The organism is Arcticibacter sp. (genome assembly GCF_053551015.1).
This window is the reverse complement of record NZ_JBMQOB010000006.1, coordinates 1-26,990: the sequence shown is the minus strand read 5'-3', so window position 1 is coordinate 26,990 and position 26,990 is coordinate 1. Positions and strand designations below refer to the sequence as shown.

The window sequence follows — 26,990 nt, the reverse complement described above, 5'->3', positions numbered from 1 at the left end:
TCAGATACCGATGCGGCCTAATCAAAAGATATGATAAATGTAGCTCCCTCTCCCGATTTACTTTCCAGTTGAATCCGTCCCCCCATCGCAATCACATGATGATGCACCAGATACAAACCAATACCTTTACTTTCTTGATGATCATGAAAGGTCTGATGTAAACCGAACACCCGGTCCTTGACCCGATCCATATCAAATCCCTGACCTTCGTCCGAAAACAGCAACTTATGCACCCCGCTCAGAACTTGCGTGCGGATAAAGATCTTTGGAGTTTGACCCGTCTTGGCATATTTGATAGAATTCGTCAAAAGGTTCAGAAAGATACTTTCCATGTAGATCTCGTTAAAAGAAATTACTCTGAATGCACTGAAATCCATGCGAATTTCCGTTTGAGTATGCTCAATCAACGATGACAGCGATTTCATTACCGATCTCAAAGTCACTTCCAGATCAAGCTCCTGTGCGTCGGCTCTCAGCACCTCCTTCTCTGTGAGCATATCCACATAGCTGTCCAGGGTAGTTCGTAGGTTATCGGTAGCCAGCTTAAACATATCGATGAATTTCCGCATCTCCGGGTCCTTGACCTTCGACACATCCAGTAGGCTGAACACCGCAAGAAGGTTATTGACGGGCGACCGGAGATCATGCGAAGTCGCCCAGGTCAGCTGTTTCAGGTCTTCCACACTCTTGGTCATATTGGTCAGCAGGAGATTCCGGTCTTCATCCAGCTTTCGCTGATGATGAATATCACTGGCCACACCAAAATACACTTGTTCACTGGCGATAGGAATAGCGGTCCACGAGAACCAATGAGGCTCACCGTCGCGAGTCATAAACCGGTTTTCAAAGGCCGTCAGTGTCTGGAGTTGCCTCATGCGTTCAAAGGCGTCCTCTGTTCGCGCCTGATCATCCGGATGAACAATATCCATGATCGACACCTTCGGAAGTTCCCCAGGGGAGTATCGAAGCGCATGACTAAAAGCCGCATTCGCCCTTCTGATAATTAAATCATGTCCAACGATGCATAAACAGTCTGTAGACTGTTCAAAATACTGTTCCAGATCGAAAGTACTAGTCATAATTCAGGTTGGTATGGTATACCAATTTACCAATTATTCTACCGCGGGCCTTACACGTTATAAGCACACTTATTCCCATCCCCCTCACATTCCCCTATATATCAAAGATTATCCGTTTTCTCCACAATATCCCTCACCACATCATCCAGTTCGTCAGCAGCCTGATCCAGCAGGCCGAGTAAGGCCTTTACCTGCGTCGGATCGGTCTCATAATTCGTAATTACATCGGCAAGACCCTTGATCCTCATCAGCGGGGCACGCACCAGATGCGATTGAATAAACGCAATATCACGCAGTCTCTTGTTTTGTTCTTCTATCGCTTTTACATACTCCACCCGCTCCGTCACATCCTGCGTATTGGCCACCAGTCCACCTACCGCCGGGTCGTTGGTCATATCGGTGACTATGCTTTCTATCCAGCGGTACTCAAAACCATTCCGTTTGAAACGGAAAGGAGCGAGATAGACCAATTTTTCTTTAGTGGTATTCAACAGCATGGAAGAAACACGGTCGAGATCGTCCGGATGAACAAATTCCAGCACATTCCTTCCTATCCAGAAATCCGGGCCACGCCCCAGCGTAGCTTTCGAAGAGGGACTCATATACAGGTAGTTTCCTTTCCGATCCAGAATCGAGATCACATCAGAGCCATTCTGCACCATGGCCTTAAAACGTTGCTCGCTCGCCTCCAGCGCCTGTTCTACTGCCACACGTTCCGAAATATCCTTGAAATAAACAGAAAGACCATTAGGCGAAGGAAAGATCGCCACCTCCAGCCAGCTCTTCAGTGCCTGGGAATATTCTTCATAGCGGATCGGGATGCGCTCATTAAGCGCACGTTGCTGACTGGCATAAAACCGTGGAAACAGGTTACTTGACAACACATGCCAGATATTCTTCCCCACCACATCATCACTATCTACCCCCAGTACCCGCTCAGCCTCCCTGTTCCAATACTCTATCACCCCATTCCGGTCCATCGCAAAAAAGCCGTCGCGGATACTCTCCACGATACTGGCTAACCGCAGGTGATACTGCTCCAGTTGCTTCTCCGCGTTCCGAAGGTTGGTAACGTTACGGGCAACAAAATGCACGCCTATAATTTCCTGCTGGATCTTGATGGGCATACAGCTTACGCTGATCACGAACCGACTACCCTTTGTACTCACAAAATGCGTTTCAAAGTTTTGAGCCTCGCCCCCGATTATCTTCTGGAAAGATGAAAAGACATGAGTAAAGCTTTCCATCGGGATAAAGGGAACAAACGAATGTCTGAACAGTTCCTCCCTCGTACACTCTGTCAACTCAAGCATGGCGCGATTGGCACTTAGAAAGTTACCCTTTATATCCAGAGAGCCAATAGCATCGGGGCAAGAGTCGATCAGTGGATCACGGGCCTTCTCTTCCGCCTCGGCCAAAACGCTGTCTGTCACGTCCACCACATGCTCCAACAGATAGCTTACATCACCAGCATCATCCAGTATCGGCGCCACTTCGTAGTTCCAGAACCTGACTCCGAATCCCTCCCCATCTTGAAGATCGTAACGTTGCAGCGAACACCGATGTTTCTTCTTCAGGATCACAGTACGTTCAAGGCAGTCCCTCAACACGCGAACACCCTTCTCATTCTGCTCACCACTCATGGCTTTAAACCCGTCAAAAATACTTTTGCCCACAATATCCTCACGCTTTCTGTGCGTAATCTCACATAAAGCCCGGTTAGCTTCTAAGATGGTAAAATGCGGTCTGTCGGGGCGCAGGATGAGATAGGCATTGGGAGATGCTTCAAGAAAGGGCCTGATGTTATCGAGGTCTTGCGTCATTTTTTCACGATACCATAAAGGTACGTAAATTCATACATCTATAAGTCAGCAAATTCAGTACTTCAGCAGGATCATTCTTCAACCCGATAGTTAAGCTCCGCGCTATACGTTCCCGCAACAGATTTGAGTTCAAGAGGCAGCGTGTATTTCCCTTTGTAAAATGCATAAGGTTTGATGTCGTTCCTGGAACTTTTTACGGTGACCTTTACAGTTTCCCCAATGGCTGGACTGAAACCATAATCAAAGGACACGCCGGTATTTTGATTCACCTCGATCTGATCAATAGCTGCAGAAGCACCGGACGCCGGTCTCTCTCGTTTGATACTGACACTATAAGGGGTATTCGAGTCTGAATTTACTTTTACCCTGAAAATCTTGTACTCAGTATCATAACTACCGGGGTCCCCCGGCTCATAATCTGTTCGTTCACAACTTAAAAGAACCACTAAACAAGAGCATGCAATAAAAAAAATGGATTTCATAGACTGTAGTTTGAGACAAAAATAGACAACACCTGTTGCAGATACCATCACAACATTTGACCATTTATGTAGCAGACTTTCACTATTTAAACAACTTGCTTCGCATTGTGCGATACAATAGGTACACAGCTACCTGAAACTGTGCACGCTCCTGATCAAGCTGACTCGCAACATCCACTGCCATTACATATTTCTCTCTTAAGCTAAAAGCCTGGCTGACTACCAGTGTAGATATTGCCCATTTCAGTTTAGCGAATGGCTTTAATGAACTTTTCAGGCCATGCTCCTCAAAGTAAATTTTTACCCAATTCAGATGATCGACATTGGCTTGCACTTTTCTTCGCACAATGGCTTTGTCCCGGATGTTCGAGGATATATTCAGACCGCCACTACGCCAGCTTACATTGGCACCAGGTATGGTAACGATACCGGTTTGTCGCCCTAACTTTATCCAACTCGCATCATCAGAGCACCACGCAAGATCATTATTCTTGAACCCACCTTCCCGTTCATATGCCGTTCGGCTGAAGATGTATTCAACAACAGTGCTATTCAACCGGAACCCCACCCTGCGGTCAAAAAACTCAGCGACAGACAGATATTCCGGGAAAGCTTTACATATTTTTGTCACGAAACCACCGTGGTCTATAAATTTCAGATCAAAGTGAAACAGTTCAGCGTTACACACCTGGGTCATACATCCATAAAAGTTCTTCACACAGGATGCTTCCATGACATCATCATCAGAAAAAAGCCAGATCCATTCCTCACCCTCCGTCATGGAGATGCAGCGTTCCCAATGGGCAACCAGGTCGTTCCCGCCAAGATTTTCCTCGAATCGTCGATATACAATCGGGATCCGGCAACTGTACTCATCTACAAGGGAGGCAAGATCTTCAGGACTGGCATCATCACCGATATAGACCGTGAAATCCTGACACTCCTGGGCAGACATCGATTCCAGAGTCTCTCTGAAATAAGTAAGCTTATATGCCGGGATAACAATAGCAAGGCGATTTTTTTCAATCATAATGCGGTGATAATCTGTTAAGTGGTATGGTATAGACAAAAAAAAGCGATAAGGTGGCTTTGCCACCTTATCGCCTTAAATATAAGTACGTTTTGATAAATTGGAGGAACGAAACGCCTAACGCTTCCGTCCCGGGTAAACCCCATTATAACCTGCTGCTGCAGTGCCAATGGTTAGCTCGTCTAAAAAATAGACGCGCTTCTGTACAGATGGGCTTGACTTCCAGGCCCACTCCCATTTATATATTCCAACTTTGAAATACGGATCCAGCTGGTCATTGTAGCTGTTCGGCATGTTCTTTCGGCTCACAACCAGCTTATTATTCTTCCAAACTTCTAATATACCTGTATTGTCCCAGGCCCATTTCACGTGAAATACCCAATCATTCCACACTTCTTTGTCAACAGGACCAAGATCGATCCGGGTCAGCTTTAACTCACCTGTTGTCACAGCCCGTGCGTCAGTACGAAGATCAAGGATAAAACGATCGTTCAAAATAATCAGCGCAACCGGCGGACTTCTCCAGGCTTCTCCCTTGTTCACGTCAGGATGCGCCTGAAATTGCATAACAGCCTCCTGTACAGGATCCTTTAGGTATGATGAAGGAAAAAAGTTCGAAAAACCTACCCATACTTCCTTTCTCACGCCAGGCTTTTCTCCAAGCTCCGTTCTGTGACCATACTTGGAATCATTACGTCGTAGTTCAAAACGGAGAGCCGATTTACCAACCCGCTTCGCCTGCCCATGCAAGAAAGCAGACCAGGAGTACCCCAGGCTACGTTCATACCAGGTTCCTACACTTTGCTCAAAATCGAGAAATGTGGTAATCGGATTTAACAAAGATGAATTGGTTGGAGATACCGCTGAGATTTGTTCCGATAAACGGATACCTGTACTCTCCTGTGGTGCCAGTTCTTCGGAATCTGTTTTTGAACACCCCATAACGAAGCTAGATAGCGTAATGCTCAGAACGAGAATAAAAGCTTTCGGATATTTTTTATAGATAAACATGAAGATTGTTTTTCCAACTGATACGGAGAGCATAAGACAAGGTTTCAAACAATTTCATTATCTGTCTGTTACACCTCGATGTATTGCCTGATTGAACCAATCAGTTCAGGAGATGCGCAGTCTCCGATACGGTGTAAAGACTTCAGCTTGCCACCTATAAAATCATGAACCATCCTTCTCAGCGTCTCTTCATCATAGGCCACATGCAGGTACTTAAGTTTGTCCAGCACCCGGGCTGTAGCCAACTGATGATCATTCCGATGCTCTCCCAGCTCGGCCAGCCTCGGAAAAATAATAATCGGCTTCTCCAGCTTCATAGCTGAGATGATTGTTCCCATACCAGCATGACTGACAATCAGATCGGCCTCCGAAAACTGCTTGCTGAACTCCTGCGGAGCCAGAAAACTGAAGGCCTTCATATTCCTGATTGGATATTCCGTGTGGCTTACCTGCGCTACTGCCTCAACAGCATCGAGCTCTGCAACCACCTTATCCATACACCTGACCAGGCGGTCAAATGGTTCCTGCGTTCCTATTGTCACAAATATCATGATAGTACATTACCTTTAAACTGAATCTTGTCTGTTGCCAGGTTCTCCCACTGTGTGTAAACCCGGTGCGCGAAATAAGCGGCAATCTTTCCGCTAAGGGAGATTTTTTCCGCGTTTGCGATACTGTCTATCCAGATCGTCTTTGCCCCGATCATCCTTCCGATAATAATCCCCATAAGTCCCGGCGCCGCTCCCGTAGTGATGATCACCCGCGGCCGCTGCCGGATAACGATTTGTGATACCCGGTAAAAACATTGGATCAGCCGGAACTTTTCCCGCTGATTGGCGTCTGGTACCGCATAAAAGGCATAATCCTTCACGGTAGTGCCGAACTTTGGATCAGTAGATATAAAGGAGATATCCTGATCACCAAAAGCCGGCACCAGCCGCAATAACTGCACCCAATGCCCCCCTGCAGAAGCAATTGCTAAAACTCTCATAATGGTCTATTTTGAAGTGATCGATGTATTCTTACGCTTCCAGAATGATGGAAGACTGCTGTTTTTGATCGGCCGCACGGTATCTGATAAGCCTGGCTGGCACCCCACCAACGATCGCGTATGGAGGAACATCTTTGGTAACAACAGCTCCCGCCCCTACAACCGCGCCCTCGCCTATCCGGATGCCTGGCATCACCACTACGTTGCGCCCTATCCATGCACCATTCTCAATGATCACCGCACGAGACGCTGTGGATCCCTGCAGCTTGATATAAATGTCCCGGCGATCCATCACATGCGTCACGCTCAATATGGCGACCCGCTGTGCAATAAGCACATAATCCCCGATTTCGGCAGACTGGATATAGACATCCTCATTGATCTGACAGTGATGACCTATCTTCAATATCCCCTTCATTCCGAACTTAAATCCCGGCTCAACAATCGTATGGTTGCCAACGTGGAATAGTCGGCGAAGTAAGACAAGCCTGAACGCATTGAATATTTTACCTAATGGAAAATAGCTGGCCGGCAGATGCCTGGCAAACAGATAAAAGAAAAGAAGCCAGACCTTTTTCATAAACATTCCTCATAAACTTGCTTCACTGCACGGGCAACCTGGTCGGCTGCTAGTCCCATCTTGTATAGCTTATCGCGCCCGTCCGACCGGCGTTCATGCAAGGGCAGAGACAGGATTTGGCTCACCGGACCGATGAATGTCTTCGCATCAAAAGATTCGACCAGATAACAGTTCCTGACCCCCTCCAGAACATCCGCCACATCTCCCACGTTAGTACTCACAACAGGTCTGTTGCAAGCCAGGGCCTCCTTGATGATCTGCGGTGATCCTTCCACAAGAGAAGTCATCAAAAGAAGGTCGATGGAATTGAGGTTTCTTACCACCTCTTCCCTACTTTGATTGTGAAACTCAATGACCCGCACATCAAATTGCGGACGCAGCATGGCGACTATTTCTTCAAAAAGTGCGAAGTTCTTCTCTGGCCTCGCCGGATTACCCGGAAATCCAATCCTCAATTTTCTGTGAGGATCTGGCGGCAGGCTCCTCTCCCTGAAAAGGCCCAGATCGGTGCCGCAGGGCTGCTTCACCAACTTTGGTGCATGTGGTTGCAGGAGACGTACCATGTCATCGTTCAACACAACGATCTTCCGCACCCGCCTGAGGAGTGCCAACGTGATATTCTTTTGCATCAGGTGATTCCAGAATCCCTTCTTCCTATACAGCTCACCGCTGTGGAGCGTCATAACAACAGGAATAGCAGGCTTGAAAAAAAGCAGGAACAATCCAGCCAGGCCGTAGTGAACATGAATAAGATCAAACTTCTCCTCCTTCACCCGCTTTCTGATCCCGGCTATGCTCTTAAGGTAGTTCAGCTTGCCTGCCCTCCCGTTAATAAAGTATACCGATTTCTCAAACCCACCAAGAGCCTCAATGGCCTGAATCTGCTCTCGAACGTGGATGCCAAAGTAGATATAGTCCGGTACCGGAAACATATTCGTAACATACAAAACTTTCATTCCTGATAAATTAGAGTAGTGAACCTGCACGCTGATGCTGCAGCACAATCGGATAAGTATGTTTTACCGCCCGCTCGCGCTCGAAGAGCACTTGGAGGGCATAGAACACAAAAATATTGGTCATCATGAAGCTGATCGAGAATATAGAATCTGATGTCAGACAGGTCGCCATGATGTAAAACAGATAATACTTCAAATACTGAAACTCCGCAGGCACCCGCATGGTCAATCCCCGGGCAAAAATCATGAGATAAGCAAGCAGAGGCAGAATCCCGAACATCGCATACATGCCTACCACGCCGACATCGGTCAGATAGTAGCCATAGTTATCTTCCAGCATGGATACGTATTGACCATATCTTGAATTCAGATTGGGAAACCCATTGCCGAATATCTGGCTGACTGTGTTGGGCGAAAACTCTGTAAGAAAATACAGGCTCCCTTGCACTCGGATGTTCTGTCCGCCGTCCGCCACGTTCTCTTTTTGTGATTCAATAATACCCCTTGAAACCGGATTGTCTGAATTCAGCACAAGTACCACTCCTCCGATGAAAGCGGCCATGATCAGCAGCCTGGAAAAAAGCGAGGTTTTTCTCAGCAAATGAAAAAGGGTGATACCCAGTAGCAGCACTATACTTTGCTTGGTCACCTGTAATACAGTAACCGCGATTCCCGCCAGGATAAAAAGAGCAAACACCCAGCGGAACCGAACTTTTTCCATAACCCTATTCAACGATATGAAATAGGCGAGAAAGAAAACTCCCGCGCCTGGAAACAGAATCCGGATCACTCCCCGGTCCTCTTTAAACTCTTCTTTAAATCCAAAATACACCTGTGAACTGTTCATGAACTGGAAAATGAAAAGAAGGATATATACCCAGCCCCAGAAAAAAACAATCTTTTCAATCACCGGGAGAGGAAATCGGATGTGTAGCAGATAGAAAAACACAAACCAAAGCAGATAGGGAATCGTACTGACAGCAAAAGAAAACTCCTGCTTCCATGAAACGTAAGACAGCAGGACGGATGCCAGCACCGATATACTGATAAGCTGCAAGGACAAAATAAATCCTTTCCCGCCTCTGAAAAAGTAGGGAATGGATAGAACGACAGCCCCGAGCATATAGGCCATGCAAAGGTGCTTCAGGGGAGATGCCATCACGACCTTGGCGAAAAACATGTTCAGCGAAAAGATCACAAGAAAAAAGATCAGAAAAGCCTGAAAGCGCCATTTGGTATCCATCGCCACCATCGTCTGCTTTATTTCTTATTTAAAAATTGCTGATTATTCAATTTTCCGGTTAGTCCCTGCAAATAAGTAGCCGTGAAAAGAGACAATAGAAGCCTGTTATTGGACTTTGAAAGAAGCACATAGGACATGGCACGTGCTATATCTTTGACCAGATAGGCTGCCAGTGGCAGGCTCATTCCATCATGCTGCATGATCGTCCATATCCAGTTCCGCTTGCTGATGAACAGCGTAGGTTTGATCCTCGTTCTATCCCTGTATTTTGTCCGTTTATCTTCGAGAAACTGCAGGATAGTTCGGCGGGCCTTTGCCGGCGTCACCGGCACATCCCGCTTTTCTGTAAAATACTCCACCGGTAGCGTACCTTTCTCCTTGTGATGTACCGCTGCGTTCTTCACAAGAAATATCGGGTACCCTGCCTTCACAATACGGATCGAATACTCCAGGTCTTCCTGGAAGATATAATAAGAGGAATCAGGAAATTTCACATCAGCTACAATCTCCCTGCTGATGAACATCCCGATGAAAGATGCGAATGTGATCTGCATCTCTGGCCCCGCATTACGGACAAGCCGTTCACTCGTGTTGATCTGAAGCGGAAACTGTATTTTTTTGAAGTTCACGAACCCCCTATGCTCATGGTCCACACGGTCCCCCTGGATCACCAGCGGCGCCAGCACGAAATTCTTGTCCCCTTTTCGGGCAGCGGCTTCTTTCAATATTCGCAGGCAGTTCTTCTCCGGGAAAGCATCGTCATCTAAGATCCATATCCAGTCGAAATTCAGCTCATAGGCCGTAGAGATCGCTTTCTTGAAACCGCCTGAACCGCCCAGATTTTCAGGCATGGTTAATACCTGCAAATCAGACTGGCCGGCAAGCCATTCACCTGTTCCGTCAGTGCTGGCATTATCTACTACCAATATATGGTCAACAGCAAGGGTTTGGCCCCTCAAACAATTGATACATTCTTTCAGTAGTGAAAGACGGTTATAAGTAAGTACAATGGCGATGGTCTTGTTCATATTGTTAGAGTAGAAATGAAAATATTATCGGTTGAGTGCAGGCACAAACCTGGCTTTAAAGGCACGGAAATAGCGTTTGTAAGCAGACAAGCGGAAGTTGTTGATATCGACCGGGTGCACCCCTTTCCGGTGCAGTATAATGAACATCGTGATGCAGATCAGGAGTTCCGTCATGATCCAGTTCACAGATGTTCCGATATAGCCCCAGTGCCTGATCATGATCACATTGAAGAATACACTTAGTGCCGCACCGCAAGCGGTCACACGGAAGAAAATTTTATCCATTTTCAGGTTCAGCATGATCTGTATACCCATGATATTACTAAACCCGATAATCAGCGGTAAGAACATCAGTACCTGCAGTACCGGTACCGCCGGGGCAAACTTTTCTCCATAGAAGAGCTTTAGCATCAGGGGCCCCAGCGTCATAATGCCGAGCACCGCAGCACCCGTCAACAGCGCTACGATGGGCAGTATCCGCTGCACCATCCGGATACCTGCGTCGCGGCTCTCCGCAAACGCCCGTCCGATATAGGGATACAGCGCCTGTGATAGCGGATTGGTCAGTATAGACTGGATGATAATGATCAGTCGCTGTCCCGCGGCATAATAGCCAACCTGAGTGGGACTTTGATAAAGCCCCAGAATGAAGACGTTCGTAGATGTATATAAGCTCACTACCACCAGCGAAAAGAAGATCGTACGCTCCCTCCAGAGTACCAGGAGGCCTTCCATCATATTGACCGGCACAAACCGCAGACGGTACTTCCGGTAAGCCCAGAAAAATGACATCAGCGAAACACCGATCTGAATAACGCCGATGATCAGGGGCTGCAACACGTAATCTTCCTTATGCCTGATGAAGACCAGAATGAATACGGTAAAAAGAAGCTTGGTGACCAGATTGAAAAACGCCACCTTAGGCATGTCCTGCATCGCCAGAAAAAGCCAGTTTTGCGTAAATAAGGCACTGATACAGATCAGAAAAGAGAAGATCATCAGCAATGACTCCAGCCTGAACAGTGGCACCGAAACCAGCAAACCTGTAAAAATACAGGCTGAGAGAATCAGCAGGGCCGCCTGTATATAGAACACTTCACTGAAGACGCGATTCCTGAGCTCCTCATTATGAGGGTCTGCGGCTATCCTTCTGGTTGCAGAGAGATCGAAACCGTAGCCGATCAGGAGAACGAAGTAGCCCACAAACGAGGCGGCAAAGTTGATCGCACCGAACTTATCCGGACCGATGATCCTCGATATGACCGGCACAGAGAGCAGCGGCAGCACGTTGTTGGCAATCTGTACAACCGAGAGCGACAGTATATTTCTGGTTAAGGCTTTTTTTTCTGAAATCATAGATGTAGATTTTTCTTCCGGATTAATCCAGGACAAACCGGTTAGAAAAATTGCTGAATAGGAAGGTCATAGGCGTGTTCTTTTTACCCTGGTCATAGTAACCATAGTTATAGTTGAAGCCGTAACCAAATTTGATGCGGCTTATACCATTAAAAACAAATCGCATTTCACCAATCTCATTCTGCTCCTTAAGCTCCTTGATAAAATGCAACTCAGCCTTATCGGTGAAACCTTGCCTGATGATATACAAGGTAAGGTCGCTCAACCGGGAAAGGATCAGTCCGTCAGGAACAAGGTGGACAGGCGGACTATCGACGATGATTTCATCGTAGCGCTCACGCAGAGCGGCGAAAAGCTCCTCCAGACGCGGCGTTTCCAACAGTTCTGCCGGATTACCTGTAACAGGGCCGCTCCCGATGAAGTCCATACCAGGTACTCCCGGATGATGACGCAGGATATCCTCCAAACGCGCCTTCCCCCTTAAATAATCACTCATCCCTGCACGCCCGGGCTCCATCTGAAATACCGAAGCTATCTTCGGCTTACGCATATCAAGTTCTATGATCAGCGTCTTCCTGCCTGAATAGGCCATGGCTACTGCAAGGTTACTGCTCACGAAGCTTTTTCCTTCTCCCGAAACACTGGAGGTGATCAGCGTTACCCGGCCCGTTTCCTTTTTCCGGTTCAGGTGATACAATTTCGTACGAAGCAGACGGATCTGTTCACTCACTACATTCGCTCCCCTGTCATTCACTACGATAGGGTCCGTACTGTCGGCCAGTTCGATATGCCCAACTACTGGTACATCAACCACCTCCCGCACTTCAGACATGTCAAGTATACGTTCCCGCAGGCTGCTCCTGACAAATAGAACCCCTGCCGGCAGCCCCAGTCCAAGGAAAAACGCAAACGCGAAGGCCATCATCTTCTTCAGTCCCCTCGCAGGCACCGCATAAGCTTGATCTACCACCCGTTCGTTTGACAAGGACGAGGCATAGCTCACTGAAACTTCCTCACGCTTCTGCAAGAGGTAGGTGTAAAGGTTTTCTTTACTGGCCTGCTGTCTCTTTTTACTGATAAACTGCCTTTCCTGGGTAGGCATATCCTTGATCGATGACTCAAACCGCGAATTATAAGATAGTAGCTTATTTCTCGTGCTTAAAAGGGAGGCCTTCATAGAAGCGACATTCTCTCTTATAGCAGCACGTGTCATCACAATCTGTCTGTCCAGGGGCTCAAAGTCGGGATTGGTCTCTGGAGTCGTTGCCAGAAGCTGCTCTCGCTGCAACTGTAGCTGCGACAGCTTTTCAATCAGGCTGCTGAGAGCCGGATCATCTATACCGAGCGTTGCAGGCACTCTGCCGTTGCCCTGATTCTGGGAAATATATCGTTGCAGCCCTTCAACAACGCTGATCTGCACGTTCACCTCGTTCAGCTGCCGGTCATTCACCTGCATATTCTCCAGACTTACCTTCGAGTCGGCACTTAGCTCGGTCAGCCCTCTGCTGCTCTTAAATTGTTCAATACCTGCTTCCGCATCACTTAGCTCGCCACTTAGAGAACCCAGCCGCTGATCGATGAAATCGATCGTACTCTGCGTCTCTTCGTTCTTCTTCATTTTTGCCGACAGATTATAGTGCTTCAACAAACTGTTTAGAATATCCGTACCCCGCGTAGCCACCTGGTCGTTGATGCTCAGCAACACAGCCGTACCCAGTTTATTTAATAAACCCACGTCTAATCTGGCTTGATAACCTAGAATAGTCGCCTCAGGATCAGCTACTTTTATCGTGATCTTTTCACCTTCGAAATCTTTAATATTCTCTCCCGGAGAGAGCTTCCATGTCCCTGATTCATTCCGGAAAGTCTTAGAAAAAGGATATTCCTTTGTGCCTTCAGGGCTCTCGAGGATAAACGTTCGATTATCTTTAACCACCACGTTGATCTCTCCTGCCTCAAAACCTGATCGAGGGGAGACAAAGTGAAATTGCACGGGAGTGTTCTTGTACAGGTCTTTTGCCCCGAAACGACCCTTCTGCAGATAAACAACAGCCAGGTTTAGCTCCTGCACAACTTCCGCCATCAGATCCCTTGATTTCAGGATCTCCATTTCATTCTCTATGATCTTTGGCGAGTTCGCCAGGTTCAGTTCCTTCAAAGCAGTCTGCTGTTCAGGTGTTTTCTTCTCATCCTGGATCAGGAGTGTTGCCTTTGCCTCATAACCCGGCTTCAGAGTCTGGCTGTAGATCACCGCGACTAGCAACGCGATAAAGAGCGAAATCAGGAATAATGGCCAATGGTACAGATAACGCACCAGTATCTTCACCAGTTTATTTCCCTGGCCCGTATTCTGCGGAGTAGAAAACGTCGTCAGTTGAGCTTGCTGAGTGATCATATTAGCGGTATAGATTGGATAAGACAATGGCTATTATAGATAGTCCCGACAAGACCAGCGTCGCTGTCCGGTATCCACGGTCTACCGTCGCATACTTGGTTTTATCAGGCTGAACGTAGATCTCGTCATTGTTTCTCAGGTAGAAGTAAGGCGAATCAAACAGCTTCTTAGAGGTCAGGTCTATAGGTATAAACCGGCGCGTACCGTCCTCTTCACGAACGAGGAAGACCCGCTTACGCATGGCCGTGATATTCAGATCACCCGCCAGGCTTAGCGCCTGAGTGATCGTCGTCCGCTCGTTCTGCAGTGTGTAGATATTCGGCCTGAGTACGTCTCCATATACGGCAACCTTGAAATTGAGGATCCGGATATTAACAACAGGATCCCGGTACAGCTTCGTCAGCTCATCTGTGATCTGATCCCGCAAAGCCGAAACGGTAAGTCCGGCCGCTTTACGCTTCCCGATCAGCGGGAGATGGATGAAGCCCTCCTCATCCACCATGTAACCGGTAACGGGACTATTCTGCCCGTTATCCGTGTAGGTATTATTCGTGCGGTTCAGGTTGTAGTTGAAGATAGCCGCCGACTCGGGATTTCTGCTGTTCACATGAATCCCCAGAATATCGGCAGGTTGTATGGTAAGCGGACTGAAGTTTCTAACCGGCTCGGCAACCGCAGCTGAGGTGCCGAGCTCCTGGAAATAAGGAATATTCTTGTAGGTGTTGCAAGAACTGAGAAAAAAGAACATCATCAGCACCGCGAAGTAGCTTGTAGTTTTGTACATCATAAGAATTTTTGCTGGCTTAGGTCAGTTAGCGCGACATAGCTTCGCCACTCCGCTTACAGATCCTAAGAAATCTTGTTAACACATGCGATATTTTACCGGCAGGTTAGCAGATCTTTCTGATTCAAAACTAATTACAAATGGCTATGAATGCTCACGATGAACACACCATGTATACACGAACGTGACAAAATGGGAATAACTGGCACAAAGAATATTTTCGTGAAATATTTGGTCCTCAGTCGTTTAAAGAAAAAAGATCATCCAGAAGTATGAAACTGCACGAAACAGGTGCGGGAAACCGGGAATTCCCAAATGGTCCGAAAAGCTTATTCGCAGGGCAACTCTACATAGAAAACGGACCCCGTTCCTTCTGCACTTTCTACCCAGATCCGGCCACCGTGATCAGTGACGATCTTCGAAGCTACGTAGAGCCCCATACCCAGTCCGGAGTGTGAATGGACCACATCCTGAGCACGGTAAAATTTGTCAAATATCGACTTCATGCTCGCAGCCGACATGCCGATTCCATGATCGCGAACAGATATCTGGATATGGCCAGAAGGCAAACGATTACAGTTCACCTCGATAAGCGTATCTTCCGCGGAGTACTTGGCTGCATTGGTCAGAATATTCGAGAGCACCTGTTCCATGCGCAGTCTGTCTACCTGTACCCAGGCACTTTCACAGGGCTCAACATACACCCTGTTTTTCGGCAGAATATGCTGGATCACCTCTACTGCCTCAGTCACAAACTCGTTCATTTCAAGGCGCTCCGGACTGTACTGCAGGCTGCCATTCTCCAGCTTAGAAACATCCAGCAGCTGCTGCACCAGGGTCAGCAGTTTCGAGGTCTGGAAGTCCACCTTCCCCAGAATCGTCCGCAGTTCATCGCTCTCCCGTGCACAAAGAGACTTCGCAATCTGCGTATACGCTTTGATAATAGTGATCGGTGTTTTGATCTCGTGACTGGCAATACTGATAAACTCCGTTTTGCGCTCATCGATCAGCTTCGATCGCCGCAGCTCTTCCTCCTGCTCCTCCGTAATACGGTTAAGCGTCGAGTTACGGAACTTGATTTCCTCGTACGCATTAAGGGGAGCCGACTCCTTGAAATAGTTCGCCATCAGGCGTACCTTCACGGGATCCAGCTTCAGTGAGCGTGGCAACCCGATACGGATCATGATCAACTTGTTATTTCGCTCCTCAGTCAGGCTGAACTCCGGCACCAGCTTCTGCGCATAGTAGAAGCCCGTATCATAGCTATTGAATTCAGCTGCACTGTCACAGGTAATGGTGGCTTTCAGCGCATAACGCTGACCGCTGCTTTCCAGCCCGATGCTCAGCACTCCCGTATCCGTATGCTCAATCACCGTACGCGAAATTTCCGAAACTGCTGTCGAAAAGGTAGTCTGCGTCGCAATCGTTAAGCCTAGCTTGCCCGCCACATGAATAGACTTCCGGTGAGCCAGCACCAGGTCCATTTCATTCTCCAGGGAGGTTGTCACAAGTGTAATCATGGTTATTTTATTTTTGCCAGTACCACCGACATATCATCATTCCTTCTTCCGTGATCCTTGTATAATGCCGCTGCCAGCACCGTCTGATCATATTTGTACATCTGCGGATACCGCATCATATCAATCCGCGTTTTCAGCCCGTCAGAGCAGAGCATCACCTGGTTGTAAAGCTCCGCCGGATACGTCTGATCATTCATCGTTCCCGGGATGTTATGCCCCACGATGCCGTTATAAGACATGTGGTTCTTAAAGCTGGCCGGACCGATGATCCGCGCAGCAATGTTCCCCACACCGGTCGCACTCCAGGTTCTCGTCCTGAAGTCAAAAGCCGTAATGTTGATCACTGCACCGCGCGTTTTTTTAATGGCCTGATGAATAAAGCGAAGTGTGTCGGTAGGACTGAAATCCGGGAACACCCGGAACGCCGCAGCCGCCTCATTTACCGCTTTATTGGCCTCTGGGCCGTGACCGAGACCGTCTGCAAGCATCATTTTGACGTAGCGCTCCGTTTTTTTGAACACAAAGCCATCGCCACTCACCTTTTCACCCGGCTTGAATACGACGAGTGGCCGGATGATCATCTTGGAAGGAACCTTCGCCTGCTCCGGGTCATTGTAAACCCTGCTCAGTACAATAGTGCCCCAGCCAATCTGCGAATAAAGTTCAAACGTATCCGAAAGGCGTTTCATGCTGCCCAGACCGTGTCCCATGGTATTACTCGTAGACACGCCATCCTGCATCATTTTAGAAGGGTTCACCATACCAGGGCCATTGTCGATACTGATGAGCTCCACATACGGTGAACCATTATTGGAGAAAGTTCCCATCAGGATCTCTCCGTCATTACTGTATTTAAAGAGGTTGGAAGTCATTTCTGCCACAATGAGGTCCAGTACGTTGATCCTCGCCTCGTGCATCCCGGCTTCCATCGCCAAACGATGGATCTCCTTTTTGATCAGGGAGAAATAGCTCCTGTCATTTGCTATAAAGCTAACATGCGTTGCATCAACCATTTGCCCATTTTAAAATCGTCACCTTCGTGCCCTCACCAACTGTACTCTTGATATCGAACTCGTTTACCAGACGCTTCGTCCCCGGCAGCCCCAGCCCGAGGCTCTTCCCTGTCGAGAAGCCGTCCTGCATGGCCTTAGCAATATCCGGGATACCCGGACCCGTATCGGTAAACGTCAGCCGGATGCCATTCATCCGTCCGCTCGAAACCACCTCAATGGTGCATTTTCCGCCATTTGCATAGCGCATCATGTTCCGCAGGAGCTCACTGGCAGCCGTGATCAGACGCGTCTGGTTTACCAGACCCATCTTGATTCTCACCGCTGCTTCCTTCACCCTGTTCTTCACATAGACCACATCCGGTTCCTTGGATACTTCTATCGTATCTTTACTCAGGGATAAGGTCATCTTCAGTCAGATCTTGATCAGGATCTTCATCAAGATCGATCATGGATTTAAGCAAATCCATACCCTTTTCCACGTTTAGTGCGGTATGTACCCCCTTAAGTGGGAGGCCGAGTTCGATCAGCGTGATGGCTACAGCGGGTTGCATACCCACTACTACCGTTTCCGCATCCAGAATTTTAGACATGCTGGCAATATTGCCAATGATACGGCCCATAAAAGAATCCACTATGGAAACCGCAGATATATCAATCAGTACACCCTTTGCTCTGGTCTTGTCAACCATCTGAATCAGATCCGACTCCAGATTTAAGGCCAAACGATCGTACAGGTCAACCTGGATCGTAACCAGCAGAAAGGATCCCATCCTGAGAATAGGAATTTTATCCATACTGTTTATGCTATTAAAAAATTGTATTCGATTTCTGTGCCGCACCCGCTCTACGCACTTCCAGGCGCATGCTCTTGAAGGCATAAGCCAGGGCACTGGCCAGAGAAGCCTTGGTAATGATACTGGAAAGATCAATTCCCAGGTGAACAACAGTTTGTGCAATTTCCGGACGAATACCGCTGATGATACATTCAGCACCCATCAGGCGGGTAGCACTTACTGTTTTGATCAGGTGCTGCGCTACAAGCGAATCCACCGCCGGCACTCCCGAAATATCCAGGATCGCGATACTGGATCCCGTTTCCACGATTTCCTGCAGCAGGTTCTCCATCACGATCTGCGTACGGGCACTGTCCAGCGTACCGATGATCGGCAAAGCCAGAATGCCATCCCACACCCGGATCACAGGGGTAGAAATATCGGCTATCTCATCCGTCTGGCGGAGGATCACCTCTTCACGCCCCTTGATGAAGGTCTCGAACGTCACCACGCTCAGGCTATCCATCAAACGGTTAATTTTCAGACTTTCCTCGAATAGCAGCTGCGGATTTTCCTTGATCTCACTTTGCAGGACGGTTAAAAGCGCCTCCTTCAAAGAAAATACAAAGTTTCCTGTTTCACGCGGACTAAAACCCTGGCGGGCACGCGTAATGGATATACCACCCAGGATCTCCACCACAGGGCTCCATTCATCCGAATTCAGATCAGAAAAGTCAGCAAGCTTCAAATTGCCCACCAGAGCCGAAATTAATTCTTCCGACTGGCTGCGCAGTTCTTCGTTGCTGATCAGGTCTTCCCGCAATCCATCATCCGCTAACTGATTCTTCATCCACTGTTCCAGGATGGCCTTCTTTTTCGATTCTAGCAATTTGTGTATGTTAAATGACATAGAGTGAATCCCAATTATCGCGGAAAGGTACTCAACCTATTTAACATTCAGAAATCTTGTTTAAAGAAAGCATCTACAGCCCTTCCTGCCACTCCTCGTAGAAGCTCCTTAAAAATTCCAGCGGAGCATCAGAAGCCAGGAATTCATCCGAAACGGAAGGATCATTAAGCGCGAAGAAAGCCTTCATTTCAGGATATTTTTCCAGATCAATCTGCTCAAACCCCATATCCCAGGTCCTGAAGTTCCGTTTGCTGATCGCTGCCCGTTTAAGCACCACCACATCGCGATGCCGGCTGTCACGCCTGATCTTATCAAAGACGCTCTCCACCACAAAGCGCGAACCCTCCAGCACCTGCATAAAGCGGGCCTGAGTGTCTCCCACGCTGGTTCCTTCCACATACACCAGCATACCGGTAATCACCAGTTCGCGATTCCGCGAGCGGGCCTGCTGCAACAAAAACCGTAAGGCGTCAGGCGTCATCAGTTCGCAGGCCGTACTGCAATAGATCAGGTAGTATAACATATCCGATGTAACTTGCGTTTCATAAACAAAACAGCAATATACGACATCTCAGCTAAACCTCCTGCGCCTTTAAATCCCCGGAGGCTGGTACTTTTTTCAACAATCTCTTGTTCAGATACTTCAGAACAGGACGCTCCACGTACCGGTAGATCAAAACCCCTCCCCCCACGCAGAGCAGGAGTACCGTCAGGTAAATACCCTGAAGGGCCAGGTAGCCCGAAATATTCAGCCGGGTAATGGCTGTTTGGAAAACGCGCAAAAACAGGCTCAGGAAAATAATGTGCGACAAGTAAATGGAATAGGATGCCTCTCCGATCAGGAGGAGAAGCCGCGGACAGTCAACACGGCGCTGCAGGTCCAGACTCACCACCTTATACACGATCAATCCGTTGATCAGCGCCAGCATCAGAATCCCGACGCCCGTTGCCACCCAGTTCGGATAAAAAACAAACAAAGCCCCGATTCCTAAAACCAGCAACGTGAACAGCAGAAAGTCAGAAATCCGGCGCGACTTCAGAATCAGATACGCCACCACACATCCCGTCAAGAACTCCAAAATGCGCACGTTCAGCAGCAGGATACCGGGCATAGCCACATCCGGGGCCAGCACTTCCGTGCCCACCCGCAGCAAGATCACACCCGCCCAGACAAAAAACAGGTACTTCGCCCTGTTAAAACCCAGTATGATCCCTAGCAGAAATACCAGGTAGAACAACATTTCGTATGAAAGCGTCCAGGCCACACCCAGAAAAAAATCATGTTCCTGAGGAATCAGCAGATAACAGCCCAGTACATAAAACCATCCCTCGGCAGAATGAAGATCGATCTGATAATCATGATGACTGGTCTTTCCGTTGGCAACGAACAACAACAGAAAGAGATAAGCCGTCGCGATGAGCCAGTAGATCGGATAGATGCGAATGAGCCGCTTTTTCAAAAACTCCCATAGCCTGGAGCGGTTTACCAGATCTCTGAAATGGACATAGGTAATAATAAAACCGCTCAGCACAAAGAAGAAATCAACCCCGATGTCGCCGTGTTCAAAAAACCGGTCCAAAAATTCAGCAGAAAAGTAGTTCGGCCCCGAGCGGGTCAAATGAAAGGCCACCACCAGAACAGCCGCCAGCCCTCTGAACACCTGCAGCAGGCCCAGTTTTTTACGATCAGCCGACATGTTCATAACGTTTAACCTGACCAAACACTTCTTTCATCACACCTGAATTTACATCATCCCGATCCTGCCGATCCCCCTCCTTCATCTGCTGTATCATGTCCAGGTACCGTTCATCCTTCAGCAGGGCAATAATTCCATCGCTCAGCGCCGAAGGATCATTTGCTGCTACAAGCCCTCCATTGACGCCCTCGTTGATATACTCCGCAAAAGCTCCCGTATCCGTCGCCAGCACCGGCGTATGCAAGGCAAAGGCAGTCATCACGACCCCACTTTGGGTCGCTTCCACATACGGGCACACCACAAACTTAGCAGTCGTGATCAGCTCCACCAGTTCCTCATTGGGAATATACCTGTTCAACACGGTAGTTCTCCCTCCATGTGCGTCCACCAGCCGCTGATCCGGCTCATATCCATTGATACTTCTCCCTGCGATAATCAGCTTCTCGTCAGGATATTCCGAAAAAACAGAGGACATCGCTTCCAGCAATACATCCACACCTTTATAGGGCGAAAGCCGGCCGATAAAGAGGATGTGCCCCCTTTCGGCAGCAGGCGCTTTAACATAATTTTTAAGATAGCTGTAAGGCTGCATCCGCAACGCGTAGGCCGGACATGAGCGGTACTTCGGAAAAGCCCCTTCAAATTGCTGTTTCGCGAACTCAGAATAAAAGAAAAAAGTTTTTTTGATGGGGAATCTGAAAAATGCCGAGTTGATCAGCCTCAATCTCCAGTCACTTTCCCCCTGATGAGCGATCGGATCGTGTATAGTCAGGATCATCTTCTTCAAGTGAAGTAGCGCAGGAATGAGTCCCGTTGCCCTCACCGTGATAGCCTCCAACTGAAGCACGTCAACCTTCAGACCTCTGATGTATTTCAGTACTTCATACGAAGCCTGCAGTGATGCCGGTATGCTCTTTTGATTATGCACAACGAAATGCACGCTCCTGCACCCGTCAAAGTAAGGTTTCAGATTTTCATAAGAGGCAGGATCCAGCACTTCTTCCGGAGTATAGAGCACTTTCCCAACAGGCAGAGAAGCCACATTGATAATCGTCCGGTTTTTAGATCCCGGGGTAATCTCAATCAGAACATGTAACGAAACCTGACTCTTCAGCGTCTGGATCATTTCCGCAGAAATATCCATAAAAGATGGAGCAGTATAGTATAAAACATTCATGCGGCAACAGCTTGTCTGCTGCCAAAAGTATCCAGAATGATCATGAGCTGCACCGTTCCGTCAGGATATGCTTACTGCTTCGTAGCGTTTTGAGAATTTTTGAGAAATCACAATTAAAGCAGATAAAAAAACACCCGGGCATAAAATGGCTCCGGCACCAAAAAGCAGGATCAAAGCCGATCCTGATCGCCATCTCCCAATCCAGCCATATAGGCAGCAGGAGTCGAGTTGATGCGCTTCTTAAAAGCCGCATAAAAGGCGGTGCGTGAAGAGAATCCGCATTCCTGGGCCAGGCCTTCCATTGATAAAGCCTTCCAGTTAGGATCATTCTTCATGCGGTTGATCACATGCCTGATGCGGTAATCATTGATAAAATCGTTGAAGTTCTGTTTGTAATGATGGTTTAGAAGACCAGATAAGATGTACGAAGGAAGATCGAGCTCAGCAGCAAGCTCACTTAAAGTCAGTCGTTTTCTAAGAAAAGGTTTTTCAGTCAGCAGATAAGTCTCCAGCATATCACAATACTCCGTTTTCGGGAGGGAGACCGGCACTTCACGCGTTGCCTGAATCTCCTTCCCACCAGCTTCTTTCAATTGAAACTCCTGGCCATACAGGAGCGCTGGTTTGAAAAGCATATAATAGCTGATCACCGCCAGAGACAATATCATCAACACGGCTATAAACTGAAAAGACCGTGCCGCTAACGGCGCCTGCGAGAGGTCTTCGCGATGCCGTCCAAAAACCACCATCATCAGGTTCCCGGTGTAAAGAAGCGTTTCAAACAAACTCAGGCCTACGATCCATAACCAGTCAACGCCCTCCTGCAGACTCTTCCTTGCAGAAATGAGCAGGCGCCATTGCAAAAACAGGTAGATCACACTCTGCAGAACCCGAAAATAGAAATGCGATATCGCCGGCAGAAAGCCTGCACCTGTGTCAAAAATCAGAATTGGAGATTTCTGTACACGCCAAATCTCCGACATCTTCTCTTCTGCGCTCATCCCAAAGTAGTAAGCACTCATATCCACCAAAGCGAGAGCAAACGGAATGAGATGCAACCCATCCGCCTTCCGGAGATGAGATTTTCTTTTCAGCGAAAATTGAATATAGAGGTAAAAGCAAGGCGGAATCAGGTAGTAGAAGGGACAGCCGATCCGATATACAAAAGGAAAATTAATCAGATTACCCGTACTGACAACCAGATAAGTAATCCCGTACCAGATCAATCCAAGAAAACAAACGCCCAGAATCTTTTGCGGCAAATGCTGCTTGCCTCCCCTGACCAGTAAGACCAAAGAGATTATACTGATCAGAAAAAGAGAGCCACCCAGAGCCCATTGATTGACGTAGTACATAAAGGGGAAGAAAAACACAATGTTTCATCCCAAATATATCAATATGTTCAAAATTTCACAATTGCACACACATGGACATTGCAAAAATGTAAACAAATGTGGCATTCCAGCTACTTTTGCAATATGCAAACGCAAAGTTTCACTTCATCACAAACGCTCAAACTTCCAAAATGTCCTAAATGTAAATTGTCAACAGACTACCGGATACCCAGGTCAGGCATAATAAAGACCCTCTTGCCCTGGTGGAGGGTAAAGAGGTATTGGTGCCCTAAATGCAATAAGAAATTCTACACAACGGGCGTCTGAGCCCGATATGAAAAACGCTTCCAGACAAAAGCGATGATTCCCTGCCCCCATGGCGGGGTTTCTTGTTTAAACTACCGTGCAATAATATAAAATTGATGCTGGCAGTCCGTGCACCGATACCTTTTCAGAGACATCCAAAAAAAGTACCTGTCAATAAACTTAGCGTTTTCGATACGGAGGTCCGTATCCGCTTGACATTTAGGACAGGAGTGCAGAGGAGCACTACGGTGCCCTACTTCGAATTGTTGATTAGGGTTAAATCCTGATATTGCGCTCATAGTCTTACAAATATAATCAATACAATTACCAATCAAGCATCAAATTGTTTTAAATAATATGAATTTAATATTAAAATAAACGAATCTATACAATAAATGTACAAATGACACACTCGGACGACAAACCCGAAAAGGCATAAACAAAAAACTAAGCACAAAAAAAGGGCCCCTGATCAGAGGCCCTGGCAAATTATTTTCATACAGAACTACGAAGCAGAACCGATAGAACTCACTTTGAAGCCAATCGCACGCAATTGTTTTGCGTCCAATATATTCCGGCCATCAAAAACGTTAGCAGGTTTCAGCATATTATCGTAGATCTTCTGCCAATCGTAGGTTTTAAATTCATCCCACTCCGTTAATACAGCAATCGCGTGAGCACCTTTGCAAGCCTCATACGGATCTTCAAACACCGTCACCCCGGCTTTATTCTCCTCCGCATCACGGGTACGCAGGTAGTTCAGATCACCATAAACCTGGTTCTCCTCTACTTTCGGGTCATACACCGCAATCTGAGCCTGCTCATTCAGCAAATGATCAGCCACGTATATCGCAGCAGACTCACGCGTATCGTTGGTATCCTTCTTGAAAGCCCATCCCAGGAAAGCAATCTTCTTTCCGTTTACGGTATTGTAAGAATTCTTGATGATCTTGTTGGCAAAACGTCTTTTCTGATGATCATTCATGATGATCACCTGCTCCCAGTAATCCGCCACTTCCTGCAGCCCGTAGCTCCGTGCAATGTACACCAGGTTCAGAATATCTTTCTGAAAGCAAGATCCACCGAAACCAACAGAAGCCTTCAAGAACTTCGGACCAATGCGGCTATCAGTACCGATAGCTCTCGCCACTTCCGAAATATCCGCTTCCGTACGCTCACACAATTCCGAAAGAGAGTTGATGGAAGATACGCGCTGTGCCAGGAAAGCATTAGCTGTCAATTTTGACAATTCCGATGACCACACATTCGTGGTCAGGATCCGCTCGCGCGGCACCCAATTCGCGTACACGTCAACCAGCGCCTGCACAGCTTCCTGCCCTTCCGGCGTCTCATCGCCACCGATTAATACGCGATCTGGTGCATCCAAATCCTCCATAGCCGTACCTTCAGCTAAGAACTCCGGATTAGAAAGGATCTGAAACTTCACTCCATTCCCTGTATTATGCAGAATATCTTTTAACGCCTCCGCTGTTCTTACTGGCAGAGTAGATTTCTCTACAATGATCTTATCGGTTTTCGCCACATTTGCAATCTGGCGGGCACACAACTCGATCCATTTCAGATCTGCCGCCTGGCCTTTACCCGCACCATAGGTCTTGGTTGGCGTATTCACCGATATAAAGATCATATCAGCCTCCTCTATCGCCTTATCCACATCTGTAGAAAAGAAAAGATTGCGACCTCTGGCTTCTGCAACCACATCGCTCAAACCTGGCTCGTAAACAGGGATATTATTTACATCCTCATCGTTCCAGGCTGCAATTCGGGCCTCGTTCAGGTCAACTACAGTAACTTGAATATCCGGGCACTTCTTTGCAATAACCGACATGGTTGGACCGCCCACATAGCCAGCCCCGATACAGCAAATCTTTTTGATCTTGGTCATAAAATCTAATATGTTTTTTTAAGATATCGCAATTTATTATAAATTTTCAGCTCAGCCTTGTCCGCAAGCAGACATGTGACTACCACCCTACAAAGTAACAATTTACTTCACGCTAGTCATAGAAGAGCAGCTCACCTTATTTTAAAACAAATATACACAAATGCAATAAACTCCACTATATACCAAAAAAAGTATATCAAAAAGCATATTTTTTTGTGAAATTATAAAACATTGCACTTAAATCGTTGTAATATTAATAATTTTGATTTATTTTTACATCTTCAACATAGCACGTAATTGACAGTAACTGTGAGGTTTACTGAGATTATTATAAGAAAATTTAGATATAAGAGATGAATTCAAATCACAATTTCAGGAGGCCATCCTCTAAATGCTTGATCTTGAACACTATTTCTCATATCTTTACACACAGAATCAAAATTAAACATCTATATCTACAATTTTGAGTGTACTGAATCAGCTGCCATCAAGACATTACTTTAATTCTCAAAGTATGCTTCCCAAAAAAACAATTCTATCAATTAACGTCTCGCAAGGAAAATATCCTGAGTTTGTAGACAACATTGTTGAATTGGCCCAAGGTCGAGTCTCTTCCTACGTATGTGTGGCCAATGTCCACATGCTGGTCGAAGCTCACCAGTCCAAGGCCTTCCAGAAGATAGTAAACGATGCCGATATTGTCACACCAGACGGCATGCCCCTGGCGAAATGCTTTCAGCTCCTTCATCAACAACCTCAGGATCGCGTAGACGGCATGAGCCTTCTCCCGGCCTTGCTTGAAGAAGCGAGCAAGAGCGGTCTTTCCGTGTACTTTTACGGGGGATCTCAAAAAATGATCAACGAGACAACGAAGTATCTTGGAAACACCTACCCTTCGCTGAACATTGCAGGTGCATACTCTCCACCCTTCAGGGCGTTGACAGAAGACGAAAAAGACAATATTGCTGCAAGGATCACTGCTTCAGAGGCCAACCTGGTATTCGTTGTACTCGGCTGCCCTAAGCAGGAAAAATGGATGAATGAAATGAAGGGTAAGATCCCTGCAGTCATGATCGGGATAGGCGGTGCCTTACCGGTGCTGATCGGCATGCAACGCCGGGCACCTGAATGGATGCAAAAAAACAGCCTCGAATGGCTGTACCGCTTAATGCAGGAACCCAAAAGGTTGTTCAAAAGATATTTTTCAACCAATAGCACCTTCCTGTATCTCTTAGCGAAAGAGAAAATCACAGTACACAAAAAAGAAATGCCATACGGCTAATCGTCACATACAACAAACTAAATATTATTATTACATGAAAAAAAAGGCTCTTGTAACGGGTATCACTGGTCAGGACGGTGCATACCTTGCTGAATTACTATTATCCAAAGGATACGAAGTTCACGGTATCAAACGCAGAAGCTCGCTGTTCAATACGGATCGTATCGATCATCTGTATCAGGACCCGCATGAAGAAGATGTTCGTTTCATCATGCACTACGGCGATCTTTCTGACTCTACCAACCTGATCCGTATCATTCAGCAGGTACAGCCCGATGAGATCTACAACCTGGGTGCCATGAGCCACGTAAAGG

The 26,990-nt window shown here is 47.2% G+C and carries 25 protein-coding genes and 1 pseudogene; 2 read left to right on the top strand and 24 right to left on the bottom strand.

All coding sequences use genetic code 11. From position 1 onward, the window contains the following. Positions 1–17: 17 nt before the first annotated feature. The 24 genes and pseudogenes from ACO1NU_RS02295 to ACO1NU_RS02180 form a co-directional block, all read right to left on the bottom strand. On the bottom strand, positions 18–1,079 hold the full coding sequence (locus ACO1NU_RS02295) for a sensor histidine kinase (protein ID WP_448816835.1): 1,062 nt from the start codon (positions 1,077–1,079) through the stop codon (positions 18–20). Positions 1,080–1,180: 101 nt separating this feature from the next. After that, positions 1,181–2,902: a PAS domain-containing protein gene (locus tag ACO1NU_RS02290; RefSeq protein WP_448816834.1), complete on the bottom strand. Its 1,722-nt coding sequence runs from the start codon at positions 2,900–2,902 to the stop codon at positions 1,181–1,183. 71 nt (positions 2,903–2,973) lie between these two features. Beyond that, the gene (locus ACO1NU_RS02285; RefSeq protein ID WP_448816833.1) at positions 2,974–3,384 is read right to left on the bottom strand and encodes a hypothetical protein; all 411 of its coding nucleotides are present in this window, start codon (positions 3,382–3,384) and stop codon (positions 2,974–2,976) included. Positions 3,385–3,466: 82 nt separating this feature from the next. Continuing rightward, positions 3,467–4,414 (bottom strand): glycosyltransferase family 2 protein, encoded by a 948-nt coding sequence (locus tag ACO1NU_RS02280; RefSeq protein ID WP_448816832.1) that lies wholly within the window; start codon positions 4,412–4,414, stop codon positions 3,467–3,469. 117 nt (positions 4,415–4,531) lie between these two features. Continuing rightward, positions 4,532–5,425: a polysaccharide lyase gene (locus tag ACO1NU_RS02275; RefSeq protein ID WP_448816831.1), complete on the bottom strand. Its 894-nt coding sequence runs from the start codon at positions 5,423–5,425 to the stop codon at positions 4,532–4,534. 68 nt (positions 5,426–5,493) lie between these two features. Then, complete coding sequence (locus ACO1NU_RS02270) at positions 5,494–5,976, bottom strand: glycosyltransferase (RefSeq protein ID WP_448816830.1); 483 nt, start codon at positions 5,974–5,976, stop codon at positions 5,494–5,496. Next, positions 5,973–6,416 (bottom strand): oligosaccharide biosynthesis protein Alg14, encoded by a 444-nt coding sequence (locus ACO1NU_RS02265; protein WP_448816829.1) that lies wholly within the window; start codon positions 6,414–6,416, stop codon positions 5,973–5,975. Before ACO1NU_RS02265 ends, ACO1NU_RS02270 begins: the two co-directional genes overlap by 4 nt. Positions 6,417–6,447: 31 nt before the next feature. Further along, positions 6,448–6,642 (bottom strand): annotated as a pseudogene (locus tag ACO1NU_RS02260) (DapH/DapD/GlmU-related protein); the annotation flags it as partial. 350 nt (positions 6,643–6,992) lie between these two features. Then, positions 6,993–7,952, bottom strand: a complete 960-nt coding sequence (locus tag ACO1NU_RS02255) for a glycosyltransferase family 4 protein (protein ID WP_448816828.1) — start codon at positions 7,950–7,952, stop codon at positions 6,993–6,995. Positions 7,953–7,962: 10 nt separating this feature from the next. Further along, complete coding sequence (locus tag ACO1NU_RS02250; RefSeq protein ID WP_448816827.1) at positions 7,963–9,195, bottom strand: hypothetical protein; 1,233 nt, start codon at positions 9,193–9,195, stop codon at positions 7,963–7,965. Between the two features lie 17 nt (positions 9,196–9,212). Further along, the gene (locus tag ACO1NU_RS02245) at positions 9,213–10,223 is read right to left on the bottom strand and encodes a glycosyltransferase (RefSeq protein ID WP_448816826.1); all 1,011 of its coding nucleotides are present in this window, start codon (positions 10,221–10,223) and stop codon (positions 9,213–9,215) included. Positions 10,224–10,247: 24 nt separating this feature from the next. Continuing rightward, a complete protein-coding gene (locus tag ACO1NU_RS02240; protein WP_448816825.1) occupies positions 10,248–11,579 on the bottom strand; it encodes a flippase in 1,332 nt (443 codons plus the stop codon). 22 nt (positions 11,580–11,601) lie between these two features. Beyond that, entirely contained in the window at positions 11,602–13,974 is a 2,373-nt protein-coding gene (locus ACO1NU_RS02235; protein WP_448816824.1) for a GumC family protein, read from the bottom strand. A gap of 1 nt (position 13,975) precedes the next feature. Next, a complete protein-coding gene (locus ACO1NU_RS02230; RefSeq protein WP_448816823.1) occupies positions 13,976–14,761 on the bottom strand; it encodes a polysaccharide biosynthesis/export family protein in 786 nt (261 codons plus the stop codon). A 326-nt stretch (positions 14,762–15,087) separates the two neighbouring features. Further along, positions 15,088–16,278, bottom strand: a complete 1,191-nt coding sequence (locus ACO1NU_RS02225) for an ATP-binding protein (protein ID WP_448816822.1) — start codon at positions 16,276–16,278, stop codon at positions 15,088–15,090. A gap of 2 nt (positions 16,279–16,280) precedes the next feature. Continuing rightward, on the bottom strand, positions 16,281–17,291 hold the full coding sequence (locus ACO1NU_RS02220; protein WP_448816821.1) for an ATP-binding protein: 1,011 nt from the start codon (positions 17,289–17,291) through the stop codon (positions 16,281–16,283). Continuing rightward, positions 17,284–17,697, bottom strand: coding sequence for an anti-sigma regulatory factor (locus ACO1NU_RS02215; RefSeq protein WP_448816820.1), 414 nt, complete (start codon positions 17,695–17,697; stop codon positions 17,284–17,286). Before ACO1NU_RS02215 ends, ACO1NU_RS02220 begins: the two co-directional genes overlap by 8 nt. Next, a complete protein-coding gene (locus tag ACO1NU_RS02210; protein WP_448816819.1) occupies positions 17,678–18,085 on the bottom strand; it encodes an STAS domain-containing protein in 408 nt (135 codons plus the stop codon). Before ACO1NU_RS02210 ends, ACO1NU_RS02215 begins: the two co-directional genes overlap by 20 nt. Before the next feature lie 13 nt (positions 18,086–18,098). Next, positions 18,099–18,953, bottom strand: coding sequence for an STAS domain-containing protein (locus ACO1NU_RS02205; protein WP_448816818.1), 855 nt, complete (start codon positions 18,951–18,953; stop codon positions 18,099–18,101). Between the two features lie 94 nt (positions 18,954–19,047). Beyond that, positions 19,048–19,497 carry a BLUF domain-containing protein gene (locus ACO1NU_RS02200; protein ID WP_448816817.1) on the bottom strand — a complete coding sequence of 150 codons (450 nt, stop codon included), beginning with the start codon at positions 19,495–19,497 and terminating at the stop codon, positions 19,048–19,050. 52 nt (positions 19,498–19,549) lie between these two features. Then, a complete protein-coding gene (locus ACO1NU_RS02195; protein WP_448816816.1) occupies positions 19,550–20,671 on the bottom strand; it encodes an acyltransferase family protein in 1,122 nt (373 codons plus the stop codon). Next, positions 20,661–21,848, bottom strand: coding sequence for a glycosyltransferase family 4 protein (locus ACO1NU_RS02190; RefSeq protein WP_448816815.1), 1,188 nt, complete (start codon positions 21,846–21,848; stop codon positions 20,661–20,663). Before ACO1NU_RS02190 ends, ACO1NU_RS02195 begins: the two co-directional genes overlap by 11 nt. Positions 21,849–22,018: 170 nt before the next feature. After that, the gene (locus ACO1NU_RS02185) at positions 22,019–23,203 is read right to left on the bottom strand and encodes a helix-turn-helix domain-containing protein (protein WP_448816814.1); all 1,185 of its coding nucleotides are present in this window, start codon (positions 23,201–23,203) and stop codon (positions 22,019–22,021) included. A gap of 790 nt (positions 23,204–23,993) precedes the next feature. Further along, positions 23,994–25,394 carry a UDP-glucose 6-dehydrogenase gene (locus ACO1NU_RS02180; RefSeq protein WP_448816813.1) on the bottom strand — a complete coding sequence of 467 codons (1,401 nt, stop codon included), beginning with the start codon at positions 25,392–25,394 and terminating at the stop codon, positions 23,994–23,996. A 514-nt stretch (positions 25,395–25,908) separates the two neighbouring features. On the opposite strand from ACO1NU_RS02180, the gene ACO1NU_RS02175 reads away from it, so the two are divergent. After that, positions 25,909–26,676: a WecB/TagA/CpsF family glycosyltransferase gene (locus ACO1NU_RS02175; protein ID WP_448816812.1), complete on the top strand. Its 768-nt coding sequence runs from the start codon at positions 25,909–25,911 to the stop codon at positions 26,674–26,676. Between the two features lie 34 nt (positions 26,677–26,710). Continuing rightward, positions 26,711–26,990: GDP-mannose 4,6-dehydratase (locus tag ACO1NU_RS02170; protein WP_448816811.1), on the top strand; the 280-nt coding region annotated here is incomplete at its 3' end.